The sequence below is a fragment of the Pandoraea apista genome, assembly GCF_001465595.2.
Classification (GTDB): Bacteria; Pseudomonadota; Gammaproteobacteria; order Burkholderiales; family Burkholderiaceae; genus Pandoraea; species Pandoraea apista.
This window is the reverse complement of sequence record NZ_CP013481.2, coordinates 1,362,547-1,383,691: the sequence shown is the minus strand read 5'-3', so window position 1 is coordinate 1,383,691 and position 21,145 is coordinate 1,362,547. Positions and strand designations below refer to the sequence as shown.

General features: G+C 63.0%; 15 protein-coding genes and 1 riboswitch. Of the genes, 8 read left to right on the top strand and 7 right to left on the bottom strand.

Annotation, left to right across the window (positions count from 1 at the left end; all coding sequences use genetic code 11):
- Nucleotides 1-48: 48 nt before the first annotated feature.
- Together AT395_RS06390 and dnaE are read right to left on the bottom strand one after the other, a co-directional pair.
- Nucleotides 49-900 (bottom strand): glycosyltransferase family 2 protein, encoded by an 852-nt coding sequence (locus tag AT395_RS06390; RefSeq protein ID WP_042112576.1) that lies wholly within the window; start codon nucleotides 898-900, stop codon nucleotides 49-51.
- Nucleotides 901-990: 90 nt separating this feature from the next.
- Entirely contained in the window at nucleotides 991-4,551 is a 3,561-nt protein-coding gene (gene dnaE, locus AT395_RS06385; protein WP_376738416.1) for a DNA polymerase III subunit alpha, read from the bottom strand.
- 227 nt (nucleotides 4,552-4,778) lie between these two features.
- On the opposite strand from dnaE, the gene AT395_RS06380 reads away from it, so the two are divergent.
- The gene (locus AT395_RS06380; RefSeq protein ID WP_048627849.1) at nucleotides 4,779-5,678 is read left to right on the top strand and encodes a sulfurtransferase; all 900 of its coding nucleotides are present in this window, start codon (nucleotides 4,779-4,781) and stop codon (nucleotides 5,676-5,678) included.
- A gap of 8 nt (nucleotides 5,679-5,686) precedes the next feature.
- Complete coding sequence (gene gluQRS, locus AT395_RS06375) at nucleotides 5,687-6,622, top strand: tRNA glutamyl-Q(34) synthetase GluQRS (RefSeq protein ID WP_231606030.1); 936 nt, start codon at nucleotides 5,687-5,689, stop codon at nucleotides 6,620-6,622.
- A 109-nt stretch (nucleotides 6,623-6,731) separates the two neighbouring features.
- On the opposite strand, the gene AT395_RS06370 is transcribed toward gluQRS, so the two are convergent.
- The gene (locus tag AT395_RS06370) at nucleotides 6,732-8,222 is read right to left on the bottom strand and encodes a DEAD/DEAH box helicase (RefSeq protein WP_042112581.1); all 1,491 of its coding nucleotides are present in this window, start codon (nucleotides 8,220-8,222) and stop codon (nucleotides 6,732-6,734) included.
- A gap of 266 nt (nucleotides 8,223-8,488) precedes the next feature.
- Entirely contained in the window at nucleotides 8,489-9,556 is a 1,068-nt protein-coding gene (locus tag AT395_RS06365) for a bile acid:sodium symporter family protein (RefSeq protein ID WP_042112583.1), read from the bottom strand.
- Nucleotides 9,557-9,767: 211 nt separating this feature from the next.
- Here AT395_RS06365 and AT395_RS06360 point away from each other — a divergent pair, with 211 nt between their 5' ends.
- The 3 genes from AT395_RS06360 (at nucleotide 9,768) to wrbA (ending at nucleotide 12,090) form a co-directional block, all read left to right on the top strand.
- Nucleotides 9,768-10,709, top strand: coding sequence for a LysR family transcriptional regulator (locus tag AT395_RS06360; protein ID WP_048627816.1), 942 nt, complete (start codon nucleotides 9,768-9,770; stop codon nucleotides 10,707-10,709).
- Between the two features lie 232 nt (nucleotides 10,710-10,941).
- Nucleotides 10,942-11,235, top strand: coding sequence for a hypothetical protein (locus AT395_RS06355; protein WP_048627817.1), 294 nt, complete (start codon nucleotides 10,942-10,944; stop codon nucleotides 11,233-11,235).
- A 222-nt stretch (nucleotides 11,236-11,457) separates the two neighbouring features.
- A complete protein-coding gene (wrbA, locus tag AT395_RS06350) occupies nucleotides 11,458-12,090 on the top strand; it encodes an NAD(P)H:quinone oxidoreductase (protein ID WP_048627818.1) in 633 nt (210 codons plus the stop codon).
- 121 nt (nucleotides 12,091-12,211) lie between these two features.
- Here the strand turns inward: wrbA and AT395_RS06345 are convergent, their stop codons facing one another.
- Nucleotides 12,212-13,081, bottom strand: coding sequence for an OXA-62 family carbapenem-hydrolyzing class D beta-lactamase OXA-153 (locus AT395_RS06345; protein ID WP_048627819.1), 870 nt, complete (start codon nucleotides 13,079-13,081; stop codon nucleotides 12,212-12,214).
- A 231-nt stretch (nucleotides 13,082-13,312) separates the two neighbouring features.
- On the opposite strand from AT395_RS06345, the gene AT395_RS06340 reads away from it, so the two are divergent.
- Nucleotides 13,313-14,983, top strand: a complete 1,671-nt coding sequence (locus AT395_RS06340) for a hypothetical protein (RefSeq protein ID WP_048627820.1) — start codon at nucleotides 13,313-13,315, stop codon at nucleotides 14,981-14,983.
- Between the two features lie 54 nt (nucleotides 14,984-15,037).
- Here the strand turns inward: AT395_RS06340 and AT395_RS06335 are convergent, their stop codons facing one another.
- Complete coding sequence (locus tag AT395_RS06335; protein ID WP_052765404.1) at nucleotides 15,038-15,493, bottom strand: carboxymuconolactone decarboxylase family protein; 456 nt, start codon at nucleotides 15,491-15,493, stop codon at nucleotides 15,038-15,040.
- Between the two features lie 251 nt (nucleotides 15,494-15,744).
- On the opposite strand from AT395_RS06335, the gene pdxR reads away from it, so the two are divergent.
- Together pdxR and thiC are read left to right on the top strand one after the other, a co-directional pair.
- Entirely contained in the window at nucleotides 15,745-17,286 is a 1,542-nt protein-coding gene (pdxR, locus tag AT395_RS06330; protein WP_082164647.1) for a MocR-like pyridoxine biosynthesis transcription factor PdxR, read from the top strand.
- A 123-nt stretch (nucleotides 17,287-17,409) separates the two neighbouring features.
- Nucleotides 17,410-17,508: riboswitch (TPP riboswitch) on the top strand.
- Nucleotides 17,509-17,581: 73 nt separating this feature from the next.
- A complete protein-coding gene (gene thiC / locus AT395_RS06325) occupies nucleotides 17,582-19,498 on the top strand; it encodes a phosphomethylpyrimidine synthase ThiC (RefSeq protein WP_042112587.1) in 1,917 nt (638 codons plus the stop codon).
- A 143-nt stretch (nucleotides 19,499-19,641) separates the two neighbouring features.
- On the opposite strand, the gene AT395_RS06320 is transcribed toward thiC, so the two are convergent.
- The gene (locus AT395_RS06320; RefSeq protein WP_048627822.1) at nucleotides 19,642-20,790 is read right to left on the bottom strand and encodes a hypothetical protein; all 1,149 of its coding nucleotides are present in this window, start codon (nucleotides 20,788-20,790) and stop codon (nucleotides 19,642-19,644) included.
- Between the last annotated feature and the right edge of the window lie 355 nt (nucleotides 20,791-21,145).

The window sequence follows — 21,145 nt, the reverse complement described above, 5'->3', positions numbered from 1 at the left end:
GCGTCCGTTTTTTATCTGCCGTCGATGTTCAGCGTCCGACTTTCGCCGTTACTTGGCGAGCGCGCGCTTCACGCGGGAGCGGAATAGCTCCCAGCGCAGTTTGCCGTCGTCGACGGGTTCGGGCAAACGTCCATCGTTGCCCGTCGGCACCGGCTTGCCACGACGCAGGTAATAGCGGTCGAAAATGGACTGGGTCATGCCCCACTTGCGCAGGAATTGTGTGCGGCCGTCGTTCTTCACGACTTTGCCGGTGCTCTTGCACTGGAAGTGGTACACAAGGCTCGCCCCGACGCCCACGAAACGGCGAGCGCCTGCGGCCCACATCTTCATCGAAAAATCGTTGTCACTGCTCATGCCCGGGCTCAGTTCGGTGCTGTAGCCGCCCACGAGGAACCACCAGTCGCGATGCACTAGCGTCGGCGGCCAGGTGGCGCCAAACCAATCGGGCTTGGCATAAGTCGGTACCGCAGCAAGCAACCCCGCTTCGTCGAAGGTATCGACGTCACGGCCAAAGTCGTGCACCAGCACACAAGGATTGCGGGTGTCGACCGGCTCGATCATCGTGCCCGAGAGCATAAAAGCCTTGTCGGGCATGGCTTCGGCGCGTTCGATCAGGGCGCTGTCCCAGCCTGGGCAGCAGTACATGTCGTCGTTCAGATAGACAATGTACTTCTCACGTGCGAGCGCTGCGGCCTGATTCACGGCGTAGCAGATACCAATGTTCCCGGGCGAGGCCGTATGCTCGATGCCCTCGGCTCGCACCCACTCTAGCGATCCATCCGATCCGTCGTTCACGTGAACGATGATCTGGTGGGCATGGCTCGAATTCTGGCGAATGCTGCGCACGCAGAGTTGTAGCAAAGCGAGGTTGTTCCACGTCGGAACGATGATGGAGAACATCCGGATTTCCTTGTTGTACCGAATAGCGAACTGACGAACTGGCGAGCGGCATCAGGCGGCGCCAAGCCACGCCCGGCCCCGAGGGTTACCTCAATAAATGATCTGTACCGAGTCGGGCTTGAGCCAATGGCGAAGCTCGCCAAGCAATTCATCGCCGGGCTGTACCCGCCAGTCATCACCCAATCGTGACTCGCATTCGGCGTCCGGCCGACGGTACACAATGTGCACCGGCAAGCCGCTCTGCTTGTCGTCGTCACCATTGCCGTTACCGTTGCTGCCATTCCGGCGGCCGAAGCCACCGCCGCCGCCATTGAATCCGCCACCGCCGGAACTCGCGGTAGCCGCGACGCGGTACATCGTGCAGTGCGGTTGCAGCGTGGCGCGCAGACGTGTCCAGTCTGCATTGCCATTGAACGACAGCTTGAGCGCGCGCGCGAAGCGCGCACGGGCCCGGCCGAGATCCATCAGGCTTTCCGTGGTGAAGCGCAAACCGCCCGTAAAGCTGTCGGGGCGCGCATTGCCCTGCACGATCAACAGTTCGTCTTCCTTGAAGAGGTGCTTGTTCGCCTCGAACTGTTCGTTGAAGATCGTCACTTCGAGCGTGCCTGTGCCGTCGTCGAGTTGAACGATCAGCATCTTGCCGCGCTGAGTCATCATCGTGCGCATGCTGGCAATCACCCCGGCGACGAGCCTGTCCCGTCCCTCGGAAAGGTCACGGATACGCGTGCGCACGAAACGGCGCACCTCCTCCGAGTACGAGTCGAACATGTGGCCGGACAAATAGAAGCCCAGTGCCTGCTTCTCTTCCTGCAGCTTGCGCTTGTCGGTCCACGCCGGCTCGTCGGCAAGCTCCAGCGGGGCTTGCAAGCTTTCGTCGCCGAGATCGAAGAGACTGACCTGATTGGCCGCTGCGCTCGCCTGTTCGGCAGCCTCCATCGCCATCGGCACCGATGCCATCAACTGCGCACGGTTCTCGTGAATGCTGTCGAACGCGCCGGCTCGAATCAAGGCTTCAATCGTGCGACGATTCACCACCCGACGGTCGATCCGCGCGCAGAAGTCGAACAGATCGGTGAACGGCCGCTCTTCGCGGGCGCGCAGAATTTCTTCGATCGCCGATTGGCCGCTACCTTTAATGGCCCCCAGACCGTAACGCACGGTCTTCGAATCGGCGGGCTCGAAGCGATAAGCCGAGACGTTGACGTCCGGCGGCAGCACGCCCAACCCGTTGGCGCTCGACAGGCAGTCTTCGTAGAGAATCTTGACCTTGTCCGTGTCGTCCATGGCCAAGCTCATGTTGGCTGCCATGAATTCGGCGGGGTGGTGCGCCTTGAGCCATGCGGTGTAATACGCGAGCAGCGCATACGCCGCCGCGTGCGACTTATTGAAGCCGTAACCCGCGAACTTCTCCATCAAGTCGAAGATTTCGTCCGACTTTTCGCGCGTGAGGCCGTTTTCAGCGGCTCCCTTCGCGAAAATCTCGCGATGCTCGGCCATTTCTTCGGCCTTTTTCTTCCCCATCGCGCGACGCAGCAAGTCGGCGCCACCGAGCGAGTATCCGCCGATGATCTGCGCCATCTGCATCACCTGCTCCTGATAGACCATGATGCCGTAGGTCTCCTGGAGCACCGGCTCAACGCGCGGATCCGGATATTCCACCTTCTCACGGCCATGCTTACGGGCGCAGAAGCTCGGGATCAGGTCCATCGGGCCGGGGCGGTACAACGCGACCAGCGCGATGATGTCCTCGAACCGGTCAGGCTGAGCGTCTTTCAACATGCCCTGCATGCCGCGGCTTTCCAACTGGAACACAGCCACCGTGTTGGCTTTCTTGAGGATGCTGAACGCGGCGGGGTCCGTGAGGGAAACCTGATCGAGCGACCAGTCCGCCATCTCCGGGTGCAAGCGTTTGATGTAGCGCTCGGCCCAGTTCAGGATCGTGAGCGTTGTCAGCCCCAGAAAGTCGAACTTCACCAGGCCAACGGCTTCCACGTCGTCCTTGTCGTACTGACTCACCACGCCGCTGGCATCTTCGCCGCTGCCCTGTGTGTACAGCGGGCAGAAATCCGTCAGCTTGCCCGGCGCGATCAACACGCCCCCGGCGTGCATGCCGACGTTACGCGTGAGGCCTTCGACGCGCTGCGCCAACTCGATCAACTGTTTGACTTCGTCCTCGGTCTGGAAACGCTCGGCGAGTTGCGGCTCTTCCTTGAGCGCGTCGTCGATGGTGACGTGCTTGCCCGGCTTGAACGGGATCAGCTTGGAAATGCCGTCGACGAAGTTGTAGCCGAGATCCAGCACGCGGCCAACGTCGCGCACCGCGGCCTTGGCGGCCATCGAGCCGAAGGTCGCGATCTGCGAAACGGCGTCCGCGCCGTACTTTTCCTTGACGTACTGAATGACCCGATCGCGCCCGTCCTGACAGAAATCGATATCGAAGTCGGGCATCGAAACGCGTTCCGGATTCAGGAAGCGCTCGAACAGCAGGTTGTACTTAAGCGGGTCGAGGTCGGTAATGCCCAACGCGTAGGCGACCAGCGAACCGGCGCCCGACCCCCGGCCCGGACCCACCGGCACACCGTTGTTCTTCGCCCATTGGATGAAGTCCGCCACGATCAGGAAGTAGCCGGGGAACCCCATCTTGATGATCGTGCCCGTCTCGAAGTCGAGCCGCTTGTAATAGTCCGGGCGCTGCTTGTCTCGCTCCGCCTCGTCGGGGAACAACTGCGCGAGACGCGTCTCCAGCCCTTCCTTGGACAGGTGCACGAGGTAGTCATCGAGCGACATACCGTCCGGCGTGGGGAAGCGCGGCAGCTTCGGCTTGCCGAGCTCGAGCGTCAGGTTGCAGCGCTTGGCGATCTCAACCGTGTTGGCCACCGCGGAAGGCACGTCCTCGAACGCGGCAATCATGTCGTCCTGCGTGCGGAAACTCTGATCCTGAGTGAAACGGCGCACACGGCGTGCGTTGCCCAGCATCTCGCCTTCCGAAATACACACGCGCGCCTCGTGCGCGGTGAAATCGTCGGCCGTCATGAACTGGATCGGATGCGTGGCGACGACGGGCAGCCCGGCTTTCGCCGCCAGTTGCACGGCCTGCTGCACGTAGTTTTCCATGCCGGCCTGACCGGTGCGCTGCAACTCGATATAGAACGCCCCCGGGAACACGCTTGCCCAGTGCTGCGCGCACTGCAACGCCAGTTCGGAATTGCCCGCCGCCAGTGCGGCACCAATGTCGCCCATCTGCGCGCCGGAAAGCGCCAGCAGGCCGCGTGCGAGTCCGTCGGCCTGAAGCCACGACGGTTCAATCTCTGCCCGCCCACGCCACTGATTGCCTAGCCACGCCTTGGACAGCAACTGGCACAGGTTCAGATAGCCTTCCTTGTCGCGCGCAAGGAGCAACAGGCGCGACGGCTTGTCGCGGTCGGCAGCGTTCGTGATCCAGGCGTCGCAGCCGATGATCGGCTTGACGCCCTTGCCGCGGGCTTCCTTGTAGAAACGGATGGCGCCGAACATGTTCGCGAGATCGGTCAGCGCGAGCGCGCCCTGACCGTCCTTGGCGGCGGCCTTGACGACGTCGTCGAGCCGCACGATGCCATCGGCGATCGAGTATTCGGAATGGAGACGGAGGTGGACGAAGCGAGGTTCTGACATGGGCCGTATTGTAACGCGGCGCCCCCCGGATAGCGGACTTCGCCCGACGAAACGTCCGGCCTTTCCCCGCTTTTCGGATGGCGCCGGACAGGCACTAAGAATTTTTCCGCTTCAAACCCGGGATGCCGTCCGATTTGGCGAAATCCGGTGTGAAATCAAAGTGCTTCGGGGCCGAATCGGCGATAATGGCGGTTTATTGCTTCACGCTTTTGCGAAATTTTGTTGCCATGTCTATCGTCAATATCGCTGCGTACAAGTTCGTCACGCTCGACGACATCGCGACCCTGCGTCCGGCCCTGCTCGAACGCTGTCAGGCACTCGACCTGAAGGGCACCATCCTGCTCGCACCGGAAGGTATCAACCTGTTTCTGGCTGGCTCGCGCGAGGCCATCGACACTTTCCTTGGCAGCCTGCGCGCCGATGCCCGCTTTGCCGACCTCACCGTCAAGGAAAGCCTGTCCGAGACGCAGCCGTTCCGCCGGATGCTGGTGCGTCAGAAGAAGGAAATCATCACGATGAAGATGCCGGTCATCAAGCCGGCAGATGGCCGTGCGCCCGGCGTCGACCCCGTCACGCTCAAGCGCTGGCTCGACGCGGGCCAGGACGACGAAGGCCGCCCGGTCGTCATGCTCGACACGCGCAACGACTTCGAGATCGATGTCGGCACGTTCGACAACGCCATCGATTATCGTCTGACGAAATTCTCGGAATTTCCCGACGTCATCGCCGCACACCGCGAGGACTTCGAAGGCAAGACCATCGTATCGTTCTGCACCGGCGGTATTCGTTGCGAGAAGGCGGCGATCTACATGCGCGATATCGGTCTCGAACATACGTATCAGCTCGACGGCGGTATTCTCAAGTACTTTGAAGACGTGGGCGGCGCACATTATCGGGGCGACTGCTTCGTGTTCGACTACCGCACGGCGCTCACCCCCGAACTCGCACCGTCGACGACCAAGCAGTGCTTCGCATGCCGTGCCGTAGTCACAGCCGAGGACCAACAAAGCCCCGATTACGTCGAAGGTGCGCACTGTCCGGCATGCGTTGGCACCCGGGCGGCCGTCAGCGCACCGGAAAGCGCCGCGACGGCTAAGACGTCCATCACGCCCGCCACGTCCGCCTAAGCGCGCCGGTGGCCCACACTTCGGTGCACGACGCCACACCGCCCGCCAGCCTCGCGCGCCGCTACCGGGGCCGTTTTGCGCCTTCGCCGACCGGCCCGCTGCACCTCGGCTCGCTCGTTACCGCGCTGGCCAGTTGGCTCGATGCGCGCGCCCATGACGGCGTCTGGATCGTCCGCATGGAAGATCTCGACACGCCGCGATGTGTGCCGGGCGCGGCCGAAGACATTCTCGCTACCCTGACACGTCTGGGCCTGCACTCGGACGAGCCCGTCGTCTGGCAAAGCCGGCGGCACGCCCTCTACGAGCAAGCACTTGCTTCGCTTACGGCTCACGGACGGGTGTACCCCTGCGGTTGCACGCGGCGCGAGATTGCCGACTCGCTCACACGCGTACACGCCCGTCACAGTACGCTCGCCTATCCAGGCACCTGCCGCGACGGTCTGCACGGCAAGACGGCACGCGCGTGGCGCCTGCGGGTGCCGGACGGCGACGCGGCTCGCATGCACTTCGAAGATCGTTGGATGGGCCCGCAAACGCAGGATCTGGCAACGGAAGTCGGGGACTTCGTGCTCAAGCGGGCCGATGGCCAGTGGGCTTACCAGTTGGCCGTGGTCGTCGACGATCAGGCGCAGGGCATCACCGATATCGTGCGTGGCGAAGATCTGCTGGATTCGACGGCGCGTCAGATCTATCTTCAGACCTGTCTCGGCGCACCAACGCCACGCTATCTGCACGTCCCGCTGGTCATGGCTGAGGACGGCGAGAAGCTGAGCAAGCAAAACGGTGCCGCGCCGCTCGTCCTCGATACGCCCGACGCAGTGCTCACCGCCCTCAAGCACGCCGCCATCCATCTCGGCTTACCGCCGTCACTCGCCAGCGTATCTCACTGCGAAGACTTCTACGCGGCAGCCACGCAGGCTTGGCGAGAACAGCGCGGACGCTGAGGCCCGTCCCCTCTCTATCCCAGGCGCCCAATGAAAAAAGCCAGCGCAATCACGCTGGCTCTTCACTGTCTGCGCGCCAAAATGGCGGCGGCGCGCCCCGCGGTCCGTCTTAGTTGCTCGCCTTGCGGGGGAAGCCCGCGAGCAGCGCTGCCACCTGACGCTTCGGCGCCTTGTCAGGTAGCGCACCGAACGCGGTCGGCGCAGCGGATTCTTGCGACGAGCGCGTTTCACGTTGCATGTCGTCCGCCGACGGCGACGGCTCGTAGGGCTTGTAGAAAAATTCGTCTTCCGGACGAACGCGACGGGGTGCGGAACTGCCGGTACGGCTGGCGCGCAGGCCATCGTGGCGGCTATGACGCTCGCTGCGCTCCGATCGATCCGTACGCTCACCGCGATCGTAGCGTTCGCCGTTACGGTCATCGCGCGAACGGCTGCGACGCTCCATTACCAGCTCTCCACGCTTGAGTTCGCGCTTGATCAGCTTCTCGATTTCCACGAGTTGCTTGCGCTCATCCGGTGCACACAGCGAGATCGCCTCGCCCGACGCGCCCGCACGGCCCGTGCGACCGATACGGTGTACATAGTCTTCCGGGTTGTACGGTAGGTCGTAGTTGATCACGCCCGGCAGATCCGAGATGTCCAGCCCGCGCGCGGCAACATCGGTCGCCACCAGTGCACGAATGCCACCTTGCTTGAACGCTTCGAGCGCTTGCATACGCTCGTTCTGCGATTTGTCGCCGTGAATTGCAGCGGTGACAATGCCCTCACGCTCCAATTGACGTGCGAGACGGCTCGCACCGACCTTGCTGTTCACGAACACGATGACCTGCTTGAGGTCGCGCTCATTCAGAATCTGCACCACGGCAGCGCGCTTGTCGTCTTCGTCAACTTCATAGACGACTTGCTCGACGTTATCGGCCGTCGCATTGCGACGGGCCACCTCGATCGTGACCGGATTCGAGAGATAGCTCGAAGCGAGCTTCTTGATGTCGTTCGAGAACGTTGCCGAGAACAACAGCGTCTGACGCTGCTTCGGCAGCAAATTCAGAATGCGCTGCAAATCCGGCAGGAAACCCATGTCGAGCATGCGGTCGGCTTCGTCGAGCACAAGCATCTTCACCTGACTCAGATTCACCGTCTTCTGCTCGACGTGATCAAGCAGACGCCCTGGCGTGGCAATCAGAATCTCGACGCCGCGTCGCAATGCGTCCTTCTGCGGGTTCATGTCGACGCCACCGAACACCACCGTATTCCGCAGCGGTGTGTGAGTTGCGTAGGCACGTACGTTGTCGGCGACCTGATCGGCAAGCTCACGCGTCGGCGTGAGAATCAGCGCACGCACCGGGTGACGGGCGGGTGAAGCACTCGTGTTGGCATCGGGGAGCAAACGCTGAATGATCGGCAGCGAGAAGCTGGCGGTTTTGCCCGTTCCCGTTTGCGCGGCACCCATGACATCGCGACCGGACAGCACGACCGGAATGGCTTGCGCCTGGATCGGTGTCGGCTGGGTGTAGCCCTGCTCGGCGATGGCCCGCAAGATGTCCGCATGTAGCCCAAAGCTATCGAAGCCGGGGGTCGGAACAGCATTTACATCAGCCATGATGAAGGGACATCTCTTTTAAAAAACGGGGGCCGCCACGCGGAAGGATTCCGCATCAAAGCTCACTCGCGAAGATTCAAGGGGCGCTGCGCGCCATGCTCGGGGCTAGCGCGAGAGGGCCTGTCGAAGGACAGATGCGTCGGGCGCCGCCGGACCGGGGTGGTCGTCAAGAAGCGAAACAACCGCAATTCTAGCACTTGCGCACGACCAGCGTGTGACAGCGGCCCTCAGCCGCATGCGGGGCCGCGTTTTACGGGGATTTGACTTCAGCGGCCGGCGCCTGCCTCGGCGCTGCCGTCGGACTTGCCGTCACGAACAGCCGGCTTCGCAGCCCCGGCCTTAGCGCTCTTGCCCGCCTGCGCCGCGCGCTGACGGCTGGCGTAACGTTGCGCCAGCACTGCGCAGACCATCAACTGCATCTGATGAAACAACATGAGCGGCAGCACGATCGCGCCCAGCGATCCGGTCGCGAACAACACCTTGGCCATGGGGATACCGCTCGCGAGGCTCTTCTTCGAGCCGCAAAAAACGATGGTGATCTCGTCTTCACGCGAAAAACCGAGACAGCGGGCGGAATAGGTGGTCACGGCCAGCATGATCGCAAGAATCACCGCGCAGCAACCGAGCAAGCCCAGCAGCGCCAGCGGCGGGATCTGATGCCACAAGCCCGTATTCACCGCCTCGCTGAACGCCGTGTAGACCACCAGCAGGATCGAGCCCTGATCGACGATCTTGAGCACCGCACGATTGCGCTCGACCCATTTGCCGATGGCCTTGCGCGAAAGCTGGCCCGCGATGAACGGCACGAGCAGTTGCAGCATGATGTTGCCGATCGAGTCGAACGGCGAGGCGCCCGTATTGCCGTCGTGATGAATGACGATCAGGCCGACGAGCACCGGCGTAATGAATATGCCGAACAAGCTCGACGCCGATGCGCTGCACACGGCCGCCGGCACATTGCCACGGGCAATCGAGGTGAACGCGATGGCCGACTGGACCGTGGCGGGCAGCGTGCACAGGAAGAGAATGCCGAGATACAGCTCCGGCGTGACCATCCACGAGAGCACCGGCTTGAGCGCCACGCCGACGATCGGGAAGATCACGAATGTGCTGGCGAACACCAGCAGGTGCAAACGCCAGTGCGTTGCACCGGCGAGCACCGCCTCGCGCGAAAGCTTCGCGCCATGCAGGAAGAACAAGGCGGCAATTGCCACGTTGGTGAGCAGGTTGAAGGCGACTTCGCCCTCGCCATGCGCCGGCAGGAAGCTGGCGAGCACTACGGTCGCCACCAGCATCAACGTGAAATTGTCGGGAAGAAAACGCGGTCTGGCCATCGTCGATCTCGAATACGTCAAAAAAGACAAAGCCCGTTCGCCAGGACACGGGACGCGGCGGCATGTCGGCCGCCAGCGAGGTCGTCAGTCGATCGGCAGGCGATCAAAAGTGACCGGAAGTGTGCGCTCGCGATACGGGTTTTCACGTATTAGAACGCAAGGGCAGTTAAAATACAAATTCATTTAAAAAATTCATTCATACCAAAGACGCATGAATATCTCACTGCGCCAGCTCAAGGTGTTCCTCGCAGTGGCCGAACACGGCAGTTTCAGCCGTGCCGGCGAGGACATCGGCCTGACTCAGCCGGCCGTGAGCCGCTGCATCCGTGAATTGGAACAAGAACTCGGGCTCAAGCTGGTAGACCGCACCACACGCGAGGTCACGCTTACCGAAGTGGGCGCTAGCCTTTCGGCAACACTCGCCCGGGTGCTCGACGAACTCGAGAGCGCACTGCGCGATACACATGGCCTGGCCGAGGAACGTCGCGGACGGGTGCGTGTGGCCAGCGCGCCAACGATCTCTGCCAATCTGATGCCCGAATGCATCTCGGCATGTGCAGCCCGGTACCCGGACATCACGCTCATGTTGCGCGATCAGGTGCAGACGCTCGCGACCGACAGCGTGCGGCACGGGGAAGTCGATTTCGGGGTCATCGTGGCCTCGGAAGGCACAGATGATCTGGTCGGCGAGCCAATCATGGTCGAGCCGTTCCTCGTGGTATGCGAACGCTCACATCGCTTTGCGAAGCAGACACAGGTGACGTGGAAAGACCTCAATGGCGAGAAATTGGTGCTGCTCGATTACGCCTCGGGCAGCCGGCCGCTGATCGACCGGGCGTTGGCCGAGCACGGCGCCTATTGCCAGGTCGCGCAGGAGGTCGGGCACGCGATTACCGTCTTCCGGATGGTCGAAGCGGGCATCGGTATCAGCATCATGCCGGCACTGGCGCTCCCCGCGATGCCGGGACTGCCGGAGAACGGCGGACGCCTCGTCGCCCTGCCGCTAGTGCCGCAACTCGATCGCACCATCATGCTGGTGCGCCGCAAGAACCGTACGCTCTCTCCCGCCGCCCAGTCGGTCTGGGAATTGATCCAACAGATCACCGCCAACACGCCGCACGCGCCTGATTCCGCGACAGCGCACAGACCCTGACACCATGGGAGATAGCAAACGATGTCAAAACTTCCGGGGTCATTGAGTGATGTTCGGCACAATAAGCGCAGTTATTGACCGCTGCCGCCACCACAAAGTGAGTGAGTGCCTGCTACAATCCTGATACGTCGACGCGCCCAAGTGCGCGACAATGCCAGCCGGTATCTGTCTCGCCGTCGTGCCTCGACGACATGCCCGCGTCCTGCGGGCATTGTGTTTCCGATGTGGCGTCATGGACTTGTTCATCAAATACTTCAGCCCGCTGTGGCTCTTCCACGCGGCCGCCGATCTGTCTTTCTGGCAGCGGCATCAACTCGACGCCCGGATGCGTATCGTGAGCCGCTTCATGTGGCGCTATGTCATGCGTTGGTGTGTCATTAGCGCCATGCTGCTTGTGCCCGCAGCGGTCCTGGCCCATGGTCTTGCGGCCACCGGGCTCGCGCTGGTCGGTGGCGTGTCGGCGAGTGTCACCGTGTTGATGGCGGCGCTCGCCCTCGGCTGCCTCATCGGCTCACGTCTACGCTAGAGAACAGCCGCGCGAAGTCGCACCCAGCCCCGCCCCGGGGTCCGGGTGTCTCCGCCGATCATTCCCGCGCCACCGCACGCTGCTGCGGCAAATCGTCTCGTCTTGTGCTTATCGCGTGACGGATTCGGCGTTTCGTCACGAGCGTCGACTATCATGGAACGGCTGCCTCGCGTGGCAAACCGCCCGCGGCGCCGGCATCTCTCGACCCGAAAGGAGATTCCCATGGCCAACGCCAAGATCCTGGTGGTGTTCTATAGCATGTACGGGCACATCTACAAGATGGCGGAAGCCGTCGCCGAAGGCGCGCGCAGCGTTGCCGGCACCGACGTCACCGTCATGCAAGTCCCCGAACTGGTACCCGATGACATTCTCGAGAAGAGCGGTGCGAAAGCCGCACGCGCAGCGTTCGCGAATGTGCCTGTCGCGCGCGTCGACCAGCTTGTCGACTACGACGCGATTATCTTCGGCACCCCGACCCGCTTCGGCAACATGACCGCGCAGATGCGCAACTTCCTCGACCAGACCGGCGGCCTGTGGGCCAAAGGCCAACTCGTGGGCAAGGTCGGTAGCGTGTTCGCCAGCACGGCCACGCAACATGGCGGGCAGGAAACGACGATCACGAGCTTTCACACCACACTGCTGCACCACGGCATGGTCATTGTCGGTGTGCCGTATACCGAGCCCGGGCTCACCAACATGGGCGAGATTACCGGCGGCACCCCCTATGGGGCGACCACACTTGCCGCCGGCGACGGTTCGCGTCAACCCAGCGAGAACGAACTGAAGATCGCAAAGACGCAGGGCCGGCACGTCGCGGAAATCGCGGCAGCGCTCAAACACGGGCGCGCGTTGTAAATGCTGAGCGCATTGAATACGCTGTAACGCCATCAGTTCCGAGTATTGCGCGGAAGCGGCGCCGATCGGCGTGCGCGCCGCGCAATACTTGTTCAAGGCCCGTTCAGATTCGCCACCGCACTCAGATCAACTGCAAACTACTGAGCACGGCACGAACGATACGGGCGCGCTTGGGCGCATCGGCATCGTCCTTCAGATCGATGTTCAACGCTACGCTCGTGATGTTGCCGTCGCGCTCAATCCAGCCCACCCACCAGCCGATGTCCGGCTTCTTGTCGACGAACCAGCCCGTCTTGCCATGCAACACGTAATCAGGATTGGCCTCGACAATCGAAATCTGACGCACGATGTCTTGCGAGCGTGCAGAGAACGGTAACGTCCCTCGCGCGAGACGTTGCAGGAAATCGACCTGCTCGCGTGCCGAGATCTGCAAGCTGTCGTCGACCCAGTAGGCGTCTGCGGCACGACCGATAGTGTGGTTCCCATACCCGGCCTCATTGAGTTTGCTCTGTGCAAACTGACGCGCAATCTTGTGCGAGACCACCTGATAGCACGGCAAACACGACACGCGAAACGCCGTGCGCAGATCCATCGCCGCGTTCCAGTACTTCCCGCGTCGCGGCTTGCCGTCCCAGGGAATGATCTCGCGTTCGTTATCGAGGGCGCCCGACTCGAGCGCCAGCAGGCTGTTGAAGATCTTGTACGTCGATGCAGGCGACATCCGCCGCTCGGCGCGCGCCGTGTCGAACGCCTGATACGTTTGCGTGCGTCCGTCGAGCACCACGATCGTTCCCTTAACACCTTCCGCATCGAAGAACTTGCCCCAATCGGCACGCTCCTTCATGTGCACCGCAGCGGCCTTAGTCCCCGCGGCCCCGCCCGCCGCTTCCGTCGCATGCGCCGGAACGGCGAACACCATGGGAGACACGACCGCGAGCGCAACCCGCAGCCCGAAGACACCACGCCGCCAGCGAGAAATTATCTTTTTCATTTCGTTATCCTTATTGCATGGGATGCCATGGAGATGGCAAGAACGTTGGCAATGGCGCTGGCCTGGCGCCGGCTTACCGGAAGCGTTTGCAGGATAGTGTGCGTTTCGACAGGCGCAAAGCAAAGCTACCGTAACCGACGTAACCGCCGTATCATCGGTGCACCCTCAGAAAATTCCGTAAATGCGGCGGATGTCGTCCGCTGCCCGGTGCGACTCGATACCCTCGATGCCATGCCCGACACCTCTGTTCCAGACCTCACGCCCGCCTCGGCCACCAGCGCGCCTGCGCTCGTCGTGCGCCTCGACGCCCCCCAAATGGTCGACGCGCATCCGGTGCGCTACCAGAGCCTTTGGCTGTTGATGCGGGTGTATTACGCGGCGCATTACGAAGCATCGCCCGTGTCGCTGGCGTCGCTGAAAATCCGTTTCGGTCAGTCTGGGGTGGCAGGCGATTTGCGCATGCTGATCAGTCGCGCGTTCTCAGACTTCGCGCGCTGGGGCGTGGCCGTCGGCTGGGGCGATGACAAACACGCCGACGTGCGGTTGCTGCCCACGCGCGGCCGTGGCAAGGGACCGTTCTGGCTGGCCCGCCAAGAGATGTCGCGCATCGTGGTGACCATCGGCGACAAGGCACTCGACGATCCGCGCCGCGCTGTGGCCGCATTCCTTGGCCTGCCGCAAGACACCCTGCCCGATACCCAATCGCCTGCACTCGATTACGTCATGCAGGACATTGCGTTCTGGCATCACCTCACGCTCGGCAAGCGCGATATGCAGGACGGGGTATTTTTCGCGCCGCCGCAAGCGCCCGCGCCGGGCGAGGCGCGACGTCAGCGCACCGGCGCGATTCCGTCGTTCCATGCGGCGCAGGTATGCGCCGTCGACGACGTGCAACGCGGCATCGCCCTGCTTGCCGAGACAATTGTGTGGCGTCGCATGGGCGACGCTGCGCGCACAAAGCAAACGCTTGCGACACTCGCCGCAACGTTTGGCGCGAATCCGCCCGGCTCGCCCACGTTACGCGCCATGCACTGGATCGTGCAGGCCTGGCAGGCCTATGCGTTGCGCGATGAAGCGGGCGCGTTTGCGCACCTGCAACGCATTAGCGACGACGCATCGCTCACGCCATGCCTCGTCTACAACCCGCGCATCCGCTTCGAAAGCCGCAACTTGCAAGCGTTGTTGTACAAGTCGCACGCTGCGCGCCCCGGCCCGATGCCCGCACGGGCACAGTCGGCCGCCAATGCGCTGGCAGCCTTCTCCGACGCCTTGCAGGCCGCCTTCGAAGCCGACTCCATCGATCTCGCTCAGCACGTCGCGGCTAACATCGGACTGTCGTTGTGGCTGTTCTGGCAGGGGGCGCTCATCGACCCCGGCAGGCGTCTTGCCGCTGCCGACGTGCAACGTCAGGCGTTGCGCTGGATCGGTCTGTCGGAATGGATCTGCGACCGCTTCGGGGTGGGCGGCAATTCAGTCTGGAATACCGTCTTCCTGCTGCGTATCGCACGAGGCGCCGTGCCAGTGCGACGCGACCCCGATCTGGCGACGTTGCGGGCGAGCACGCCGTTGGCCGTCGACGCCTTCCTCGACGCCGTGCAACCGTTTGGCGCGCCTTTCTCACGAGCCAAAGGTTTTACGCAGTGGACGGAGGTGGTCGCCACGACCCTCGCCGATCACGAAGAGGGCCGCGTTCGCTTCGAGCCATTGCAGCTCGCCAACCTGTGGTTCGAAATGTTGTGGTTTGCCTTGCATCAGGACGGCGATTCGCCGCAGGCGTTGCACGCTGCCCGCTCGTTAGGACGCGTGTTGCCGATGCTGCCGCCGCCCGACCGGCGGTTCTTCCGCGACGCGCTACGGCTCATGCCGCGAGAGTTTCAACGCGAAGTCCGTCTGGCGCAGTGACATTGGCGTCAGAGAGTGCTTCGCGTCTGGTCCGAGAGTCGCGGAACACCGGCCTCAACGCACGCCTTGCGGTGTTTTCGGCAGCGGTGAGCGGAACGAAATCGCGACCCGGTTCCACGCGTTGATCGTAGCGATGGCGAACGTCAGATCGGTCATCTGCTTCTCGTCGTAATGCGCTCGCAGCGCATCGAAAACGGCGTCCGGCACGTGACCGTCCTGAACATTGGTGACCGCCTCCGTCCACGCCAGCGCCGCACGCTCTGCCGGCGAGTACAGCTCGGTCTCGCGCCAGGCCGAGAGCAGATGCAAACGACGCGGTTCAATACCGACTTTCAGCCCGTCAGTCACATGCATGTCGATGCAGAACGCGCAGCCGTTGAGTTGCGACGCGCGCAGCCAGACCAGCTCGACCAGTCCGTCCGGCAAGCCGCAGTCGTGGAAATAGTGGCTCAACATGCCAAGGTGTTCGTAGGGACGGGAGGAAGCTTTGATGAAATTCAGGCGTTGCATGAATCGAGTCTCCGTTCAGGTTGGAAAGTGCCGGGATAACAAGGGCATGCCGTCGTCACGCATACGATGCGCTCACACCAGACACCCCGGAAGATACGCACCCCTTGTCTCATTCAGAAGAGCCAAAACCGAATAGAATCGTTAGGCCAAAATGAGCCAAGCCAGCGACCGGAACGGAGAGTGCCGGGCGGTTTGGGGTTCGCCCATCGGGCCATCATCACGCCACCATCGAGCCACGCGAGGCATTGCGCATGTCCGACAACCCTATCCCGCCCGCGCTTGCGGCGCTGCATCTGAGCGATGCTGCGCACGCTACGGGCGTGCCGACCTATCGGGCGTTGTACGAGCGAATCCGCGAGGGCATTCTCTCCGGCAAGCTCGCGCCGTCCAGCCGGCTGCCGTCGACGCGCGCGCTCGCGAGCGAACTGGGCGTGGCGCGAGGTACGGTCGAAGCCGCCTACGAACGACTGGTCGCGGAAGGCTTCGTGATCGGACACGGCGCCGCCGGGAGCCGCGTCAATCCGCAGTTGGCAGGCACGCGCCTCAAGGCCGCCGCGCGAGCGGTCGCCGGCAGCGCGGGGCGTTCCGAGCTGGGCCGGGACGAAACGTCCCGGTCCTCGCAAGTGCTTGTGCGAGACTTGCCGGATAACCCCAGCAGCATTCCGCTCAACGCGTTCGGCATGCCGCTCCCGCTGCAAAACGGCATGCCCGCCCTCGACGAATTCCCGCGCAAATTGTGGGCACGGCTCGCGGCGCGCCATGCGAGGCATCTTTCCCCCGACGGACTGCATTACCAAAACGCCATCGGCTGGGCCCCGTTGCGTGAAGCCATTGCCGGCTATCTGGCGATCTCGCGCGGTATCCACTGCGACCCCGGACAAATCATCGTCACGGCGGGCTATCAGGGGGCGCTCGCCTTGATCGCCCGCGTGCTGCTGCGCCCGGGCGACCTTGTGTGGTGCGAAGATCCGGGCTATTTCCGCGCGCAAGCCGGGCTTCGGATGACCGGCGCCACGCTAGTGCCGGTGCCTGTGGACCAAGACGGACTCGACGTCGCCGCAGGCGAGCGGGCCGCCCCTGATGCACGGCTCGCGGTGGTAACGCCATCGCACCAGTCGCCGTTATCCGTCACGCTGCCGCTGGCGCGCCGTCTCGCCTTGCTGGCGTGGGCGCAGGCGCACGACGGCTGGATCGTCGAGGACGACTATGACAGCGAATTCCGCTACACCGGTGCGCCGTTGCCCGCGCTCAAGAGTCTGGATGGCGGGGAACGGGTGCTTTACGCCGGGTCGTTCAGCAAAGTGCTGTTTCCTGGCCTGCGTCTCGGCTATCTGGTGGTCCCTCCCGCGCTGTGCGATGCGTTCGTCGCCAACGTTTCGCTTACCTCCCCCGCACAGGGGTGGATCGAACAAGCCACCATCACCGACTTCATCACTCAGGGCCATTTCAGCCGCCATATCAAACGCATGCGTCAGCTTTACGGCGAGCGTCGCGCAGCGCTTGCGCAAGCACTGCGCCAACACCTGCCGGAACGCATGGAACTCGCGCAGCAGGCTGGCGGCATGCATCTGCTCGGCTGGATTGAGGCGCATCGCCAGGATCGCGCGCTGTGCCGCACGGCCGTCGGTCACGGCTTGGCGCCGGGCGCGCTATCGTTCTTCAGCGTTGCCCGCCCATTGCCACCTGCGCTCGTGATGAGCTTCACCAACGTGCCCGAAACGCTTGCAGACGATGTTGCCCAACGCCTCGCCCGCGTGTTCGACGACGATGACAAAACCCTCGCCGCCCGGTGACGATGGCGTCTCACATACGGTTTTCATCGACCTTTTCATGTCGCATCGCACCATCATCCGTTCACGTTTTTCGGGACACATCGTGCTTGTGTTTGGCGGGCATGTCGGTGTATCGTTGCCGCAAAGCTAGCGCAGGGGTCCTGCAACGTGAGTTGTGGGTGAGAAATACCCTTAGAACCTGATCTGGATAATGCCAGCGCAGGGAGCGTAGAAGTTCCTCGCCCCCGTTCATGCTCCTGAGCCGCTTTGCGCCGAATTTATCGGCGTCAACACGTGCCCCGCCAGGAGACATTGCATGAACGCCAATCCGAAGTTCCTCTCAGCCAACGCGCGCGTGGACGAAGCCGCGATCGCACCGCTGCCGAATTCCCGAAAGATCTACGTCACCGGCTCGCGCCCCGACATCCGTGTTCCGATGCGTGAAATCTCGCAATCCGACACGCCGACGAGCTTTGGCGGCGAGAAGAACCCGCCGATCTACGTCTACGACACGTCCGGTCCGTACACCGACCCCGACGCCCGCATCGACATCCGTTCCGGCCTGCCCGCCCTGCGCGCCGGCTGGATCGAAGAACGCGGCGACACCGAAGCGCTGCCGGGCCTGACCTCGACCTTCGGCCGCGAGCGCGCCGCCGACACCGCCACTGCCGATCTGCGCTTTCCGGGCCTGCATCGCACGCCGCGCCGCGCCAAGGCCGGCAAGAACGTGACGCAAATGCACTACGCGCGTCAGGGCATCATCACGCCCGAGATGGAATACATCGCGATTCGCGAAAACCTGCGCCGTCAGGAATACATCGAAAGCGTGCGCAATGCTGGCCCGCAGGGCGAGCGTCTGGCCAAGCTGCTCTCGCGCCAGCACCCCGGTCAGCACTTCGGTGCCAGCATTCCCGCCGAGATCACGCCGGAATTCGTGCGCAGCGAAATCGCGCGCGGCCGCGCCATCATCCCGAACAACATCAACCACCCGGAATCGGAGCCGATGATCATCGGCCGCAACTTCCTCGTGAAGATCAACGCGAACATCGGCAACTCGGCCGTGACGTCGTCGATCGGCGAAGAAGTCGACAAGATGACGTGGGCGATCCGCTGGGGCGGCGACACGGTGATGGATCTCTCGACCGGCAAGCATATTCACGAGACGCGCGAGTGGATTCTGCGCAACAGCCCGGTGCCCATCGGCACGGTGCCGATCTATCAGGCGCTCGAAAAGGTGAACGGCAAGGCCGAAGAACTGACGTGGGAAATGTTCCGCGACACGCTCATCGAACAAGCCGAGCAAGGCGTGGATTACTTCACGATTCACGCCGGCGTGCGCCTCGCCTACGTGCCGATGACGGCCAACCGCATGACCGGCATTGTGAGCCGCGGCGGCTCGATCATGGCCAAGTGGTGCCTCGCCCATCACAAGGAAAGCTTCCTGTACACGCACTTCGAAGAGATCTGCGAAATTATGAAGGCGTATGACGTCGCGTTCTCCCTTGGCGACGGTCTGCGCCCAGGATCGATCTACGACGCCAACGACGAAGCGCAACTCTCCGAGCTGAAGACGCTGGGCGAACTCACGCAAGTCGCCTGGAAGCACGACGTGCAGGTCATGATCGAAGGCCCGGGCCATGTGCCGATGCAGCTCATCAAGGAGAACATGGATCTCCAGTTGGAGTACTGCGACGAAGCCCCGTTCTATACGCTCGGGCCGCTCACGACGGACATCGCCCCCGGCTACGACCACATCACGTCGGGCATCGGTGCGGCAACCATCGGCTGGTACGGCACGGCCATGCTGTGCTACGTCACGCCGAAGGAGCACCTTGGTTTGCCGAACAAGGACGACGTGAAGGAAGGGATCATCACGTACAAGCTCGCGGCGCACGCCGCCGATCTGGCGAAGGGCCACCCGGGCTCGCAGATTCGCGACAATGCGCTTTCCAAGGCACGTTTCGAATTCCGTTGGGAAGACCAGTTCAACCTGGGCCTCGATCCGGATAAGGCGCGTGAATTCCACGACGAAACGCTGCCGAAGGACTCCGCTAAGGTGGCGCACTTCTGCTCGATGTGCGGGCCGCATTTCTGCTCGATGAAGATCACGCAAGACGTGCGCGATTACGCCGCCAAGCAAGGCATTACCGACGAAGCGGCGCTCAAGCAGGGCATGGAAGTCAAGGCAGTCGAGTTCGTCAAGAGCGGCGCCGAAATCTACCGTCGCACCTGATGCGGCGCTAATGGGTGCGGCGTGTCGATCGCGCCGCGCGCAGGCCGATCGTCCAGACGAAACACCTACGCGCCCGGGTCATACCGGGCGCGTTTTTTCATGGATGACAGCCATCGATCAGGCGTTGGCCCGGCGGCTCGCGCTTAGCGCTGCGTCGACGCATCGGTGGTGGTATCGGTATCGGCCGGCGCCGTCGGCAGGCCACGCATGGTGAGTTGGTTACGCAGCCGCTGCGCTGCGATATGCGGTGGCTTCGAGGACATCAACGTCGCCAGTGCCGTAAAGGACCGCGTGTTCGATGCCGGCAGGGCTGCCGCGTCCATGACGTCCGCATGGCGCATTTCCCAGTGACGTTCGCCGAGTTGCTCGATACCGAGACTCAGCTTGGCCCACTCGTACGTGCCCAGCCCAACGGAGGACGGCAGATCGGCGCGCACCATCGCCTGATGCATCGGCATGCCGTTGGCGCATCCCACGCGAAGCATCCATTCGGTGCTTGCGCCCGTTGGCAGGACACGAGATCCCTGCTGCAGGCGCTCACACACCTTCTCGATGAATTTCACCGGCGACTCCTGCTCGTCACAGGCTCGCGACCACTCTTTCTTGCCCGCCAGCGCCGGGTGGCCCGTCCAGCGCCGGGCGGTATCCGCAACGATCGCCGTCACGTCTTCACGCCCTGTTTCGAATGGCACCGTGCCGTTGCGTCCGCCCGTGCCAAGTAACGAACCGCGCACGATGTCGCGGCAAATCTGCGCGCGCTCGCTGCGGTCGTCGGGCATATGGACTGGATGATTACGACCGTCCAGCGATGTAATGCGCGGATCGATGTTCTGCGCACTGGTGCAGATATGAAGCGTCTCCACGGAAGACGCGCTTAGGACAGACTGCGTGCTTCGTGTGCCACCGCTCGACGGCGCCATGCTCAGTGTCTGCTGCCCGTCAGCAATGCCCGGACAGTCAGCACCGGTCGTCGTCACCATGCCCGGGCCGAGGGGTATCTCTGTCGAGACTTTGCCGTCTGCCGACACGCCGTGGAGATCGTTACCGAACACCTTGCCCGTCTCCTGTGGCAAGGCAGCGGCGTGCGAAGCGCTGAGCGCCCGGGGATACGCAGCCAGATCACTGGTCCGGATGTTCGTCATACCCGCCAGCGGAAAACTGGCGACATCGACAATGCCTGCGGTCGGATCGAGTGCGATCGGTGTCGTGGTCGCAAGGTTGCCCAAGCCGGGCGAGTAGTGGAATGCCTGTAAGCCGTTCATCGTTGTGCTGTCCTCAGGAAAGAGAAACATGGCCTGTCGCCACGGCCCCGACACTGCGTCGAAGCAGCGTTCACGATGCCCGAAGGGGGGAACGCCCATTGTCGGTTCTGTACGCGGGGTCTCGCACCTGGGGCACGGCACCGTCCGGAGGTAGACAGTGGCGCCGGGCGTACGCCCGGCGCAGCGGGAACCGCTGTCGGCCCGCCCCGAACTTATGGCATGCTATCGGACAGCGGTACAGCCGACGCGGCCAACGCGGCCCCCGCCAGACGGTGCATACGCGGCATATCTTCCTTGTCGCGGGCACCCGACCGGGGGCGCGCTTCCCGCGCTCCAGCCCGAAGGCATCTCAAAATGACGGCCCGCCGGCCTTGTTTTGAAATGT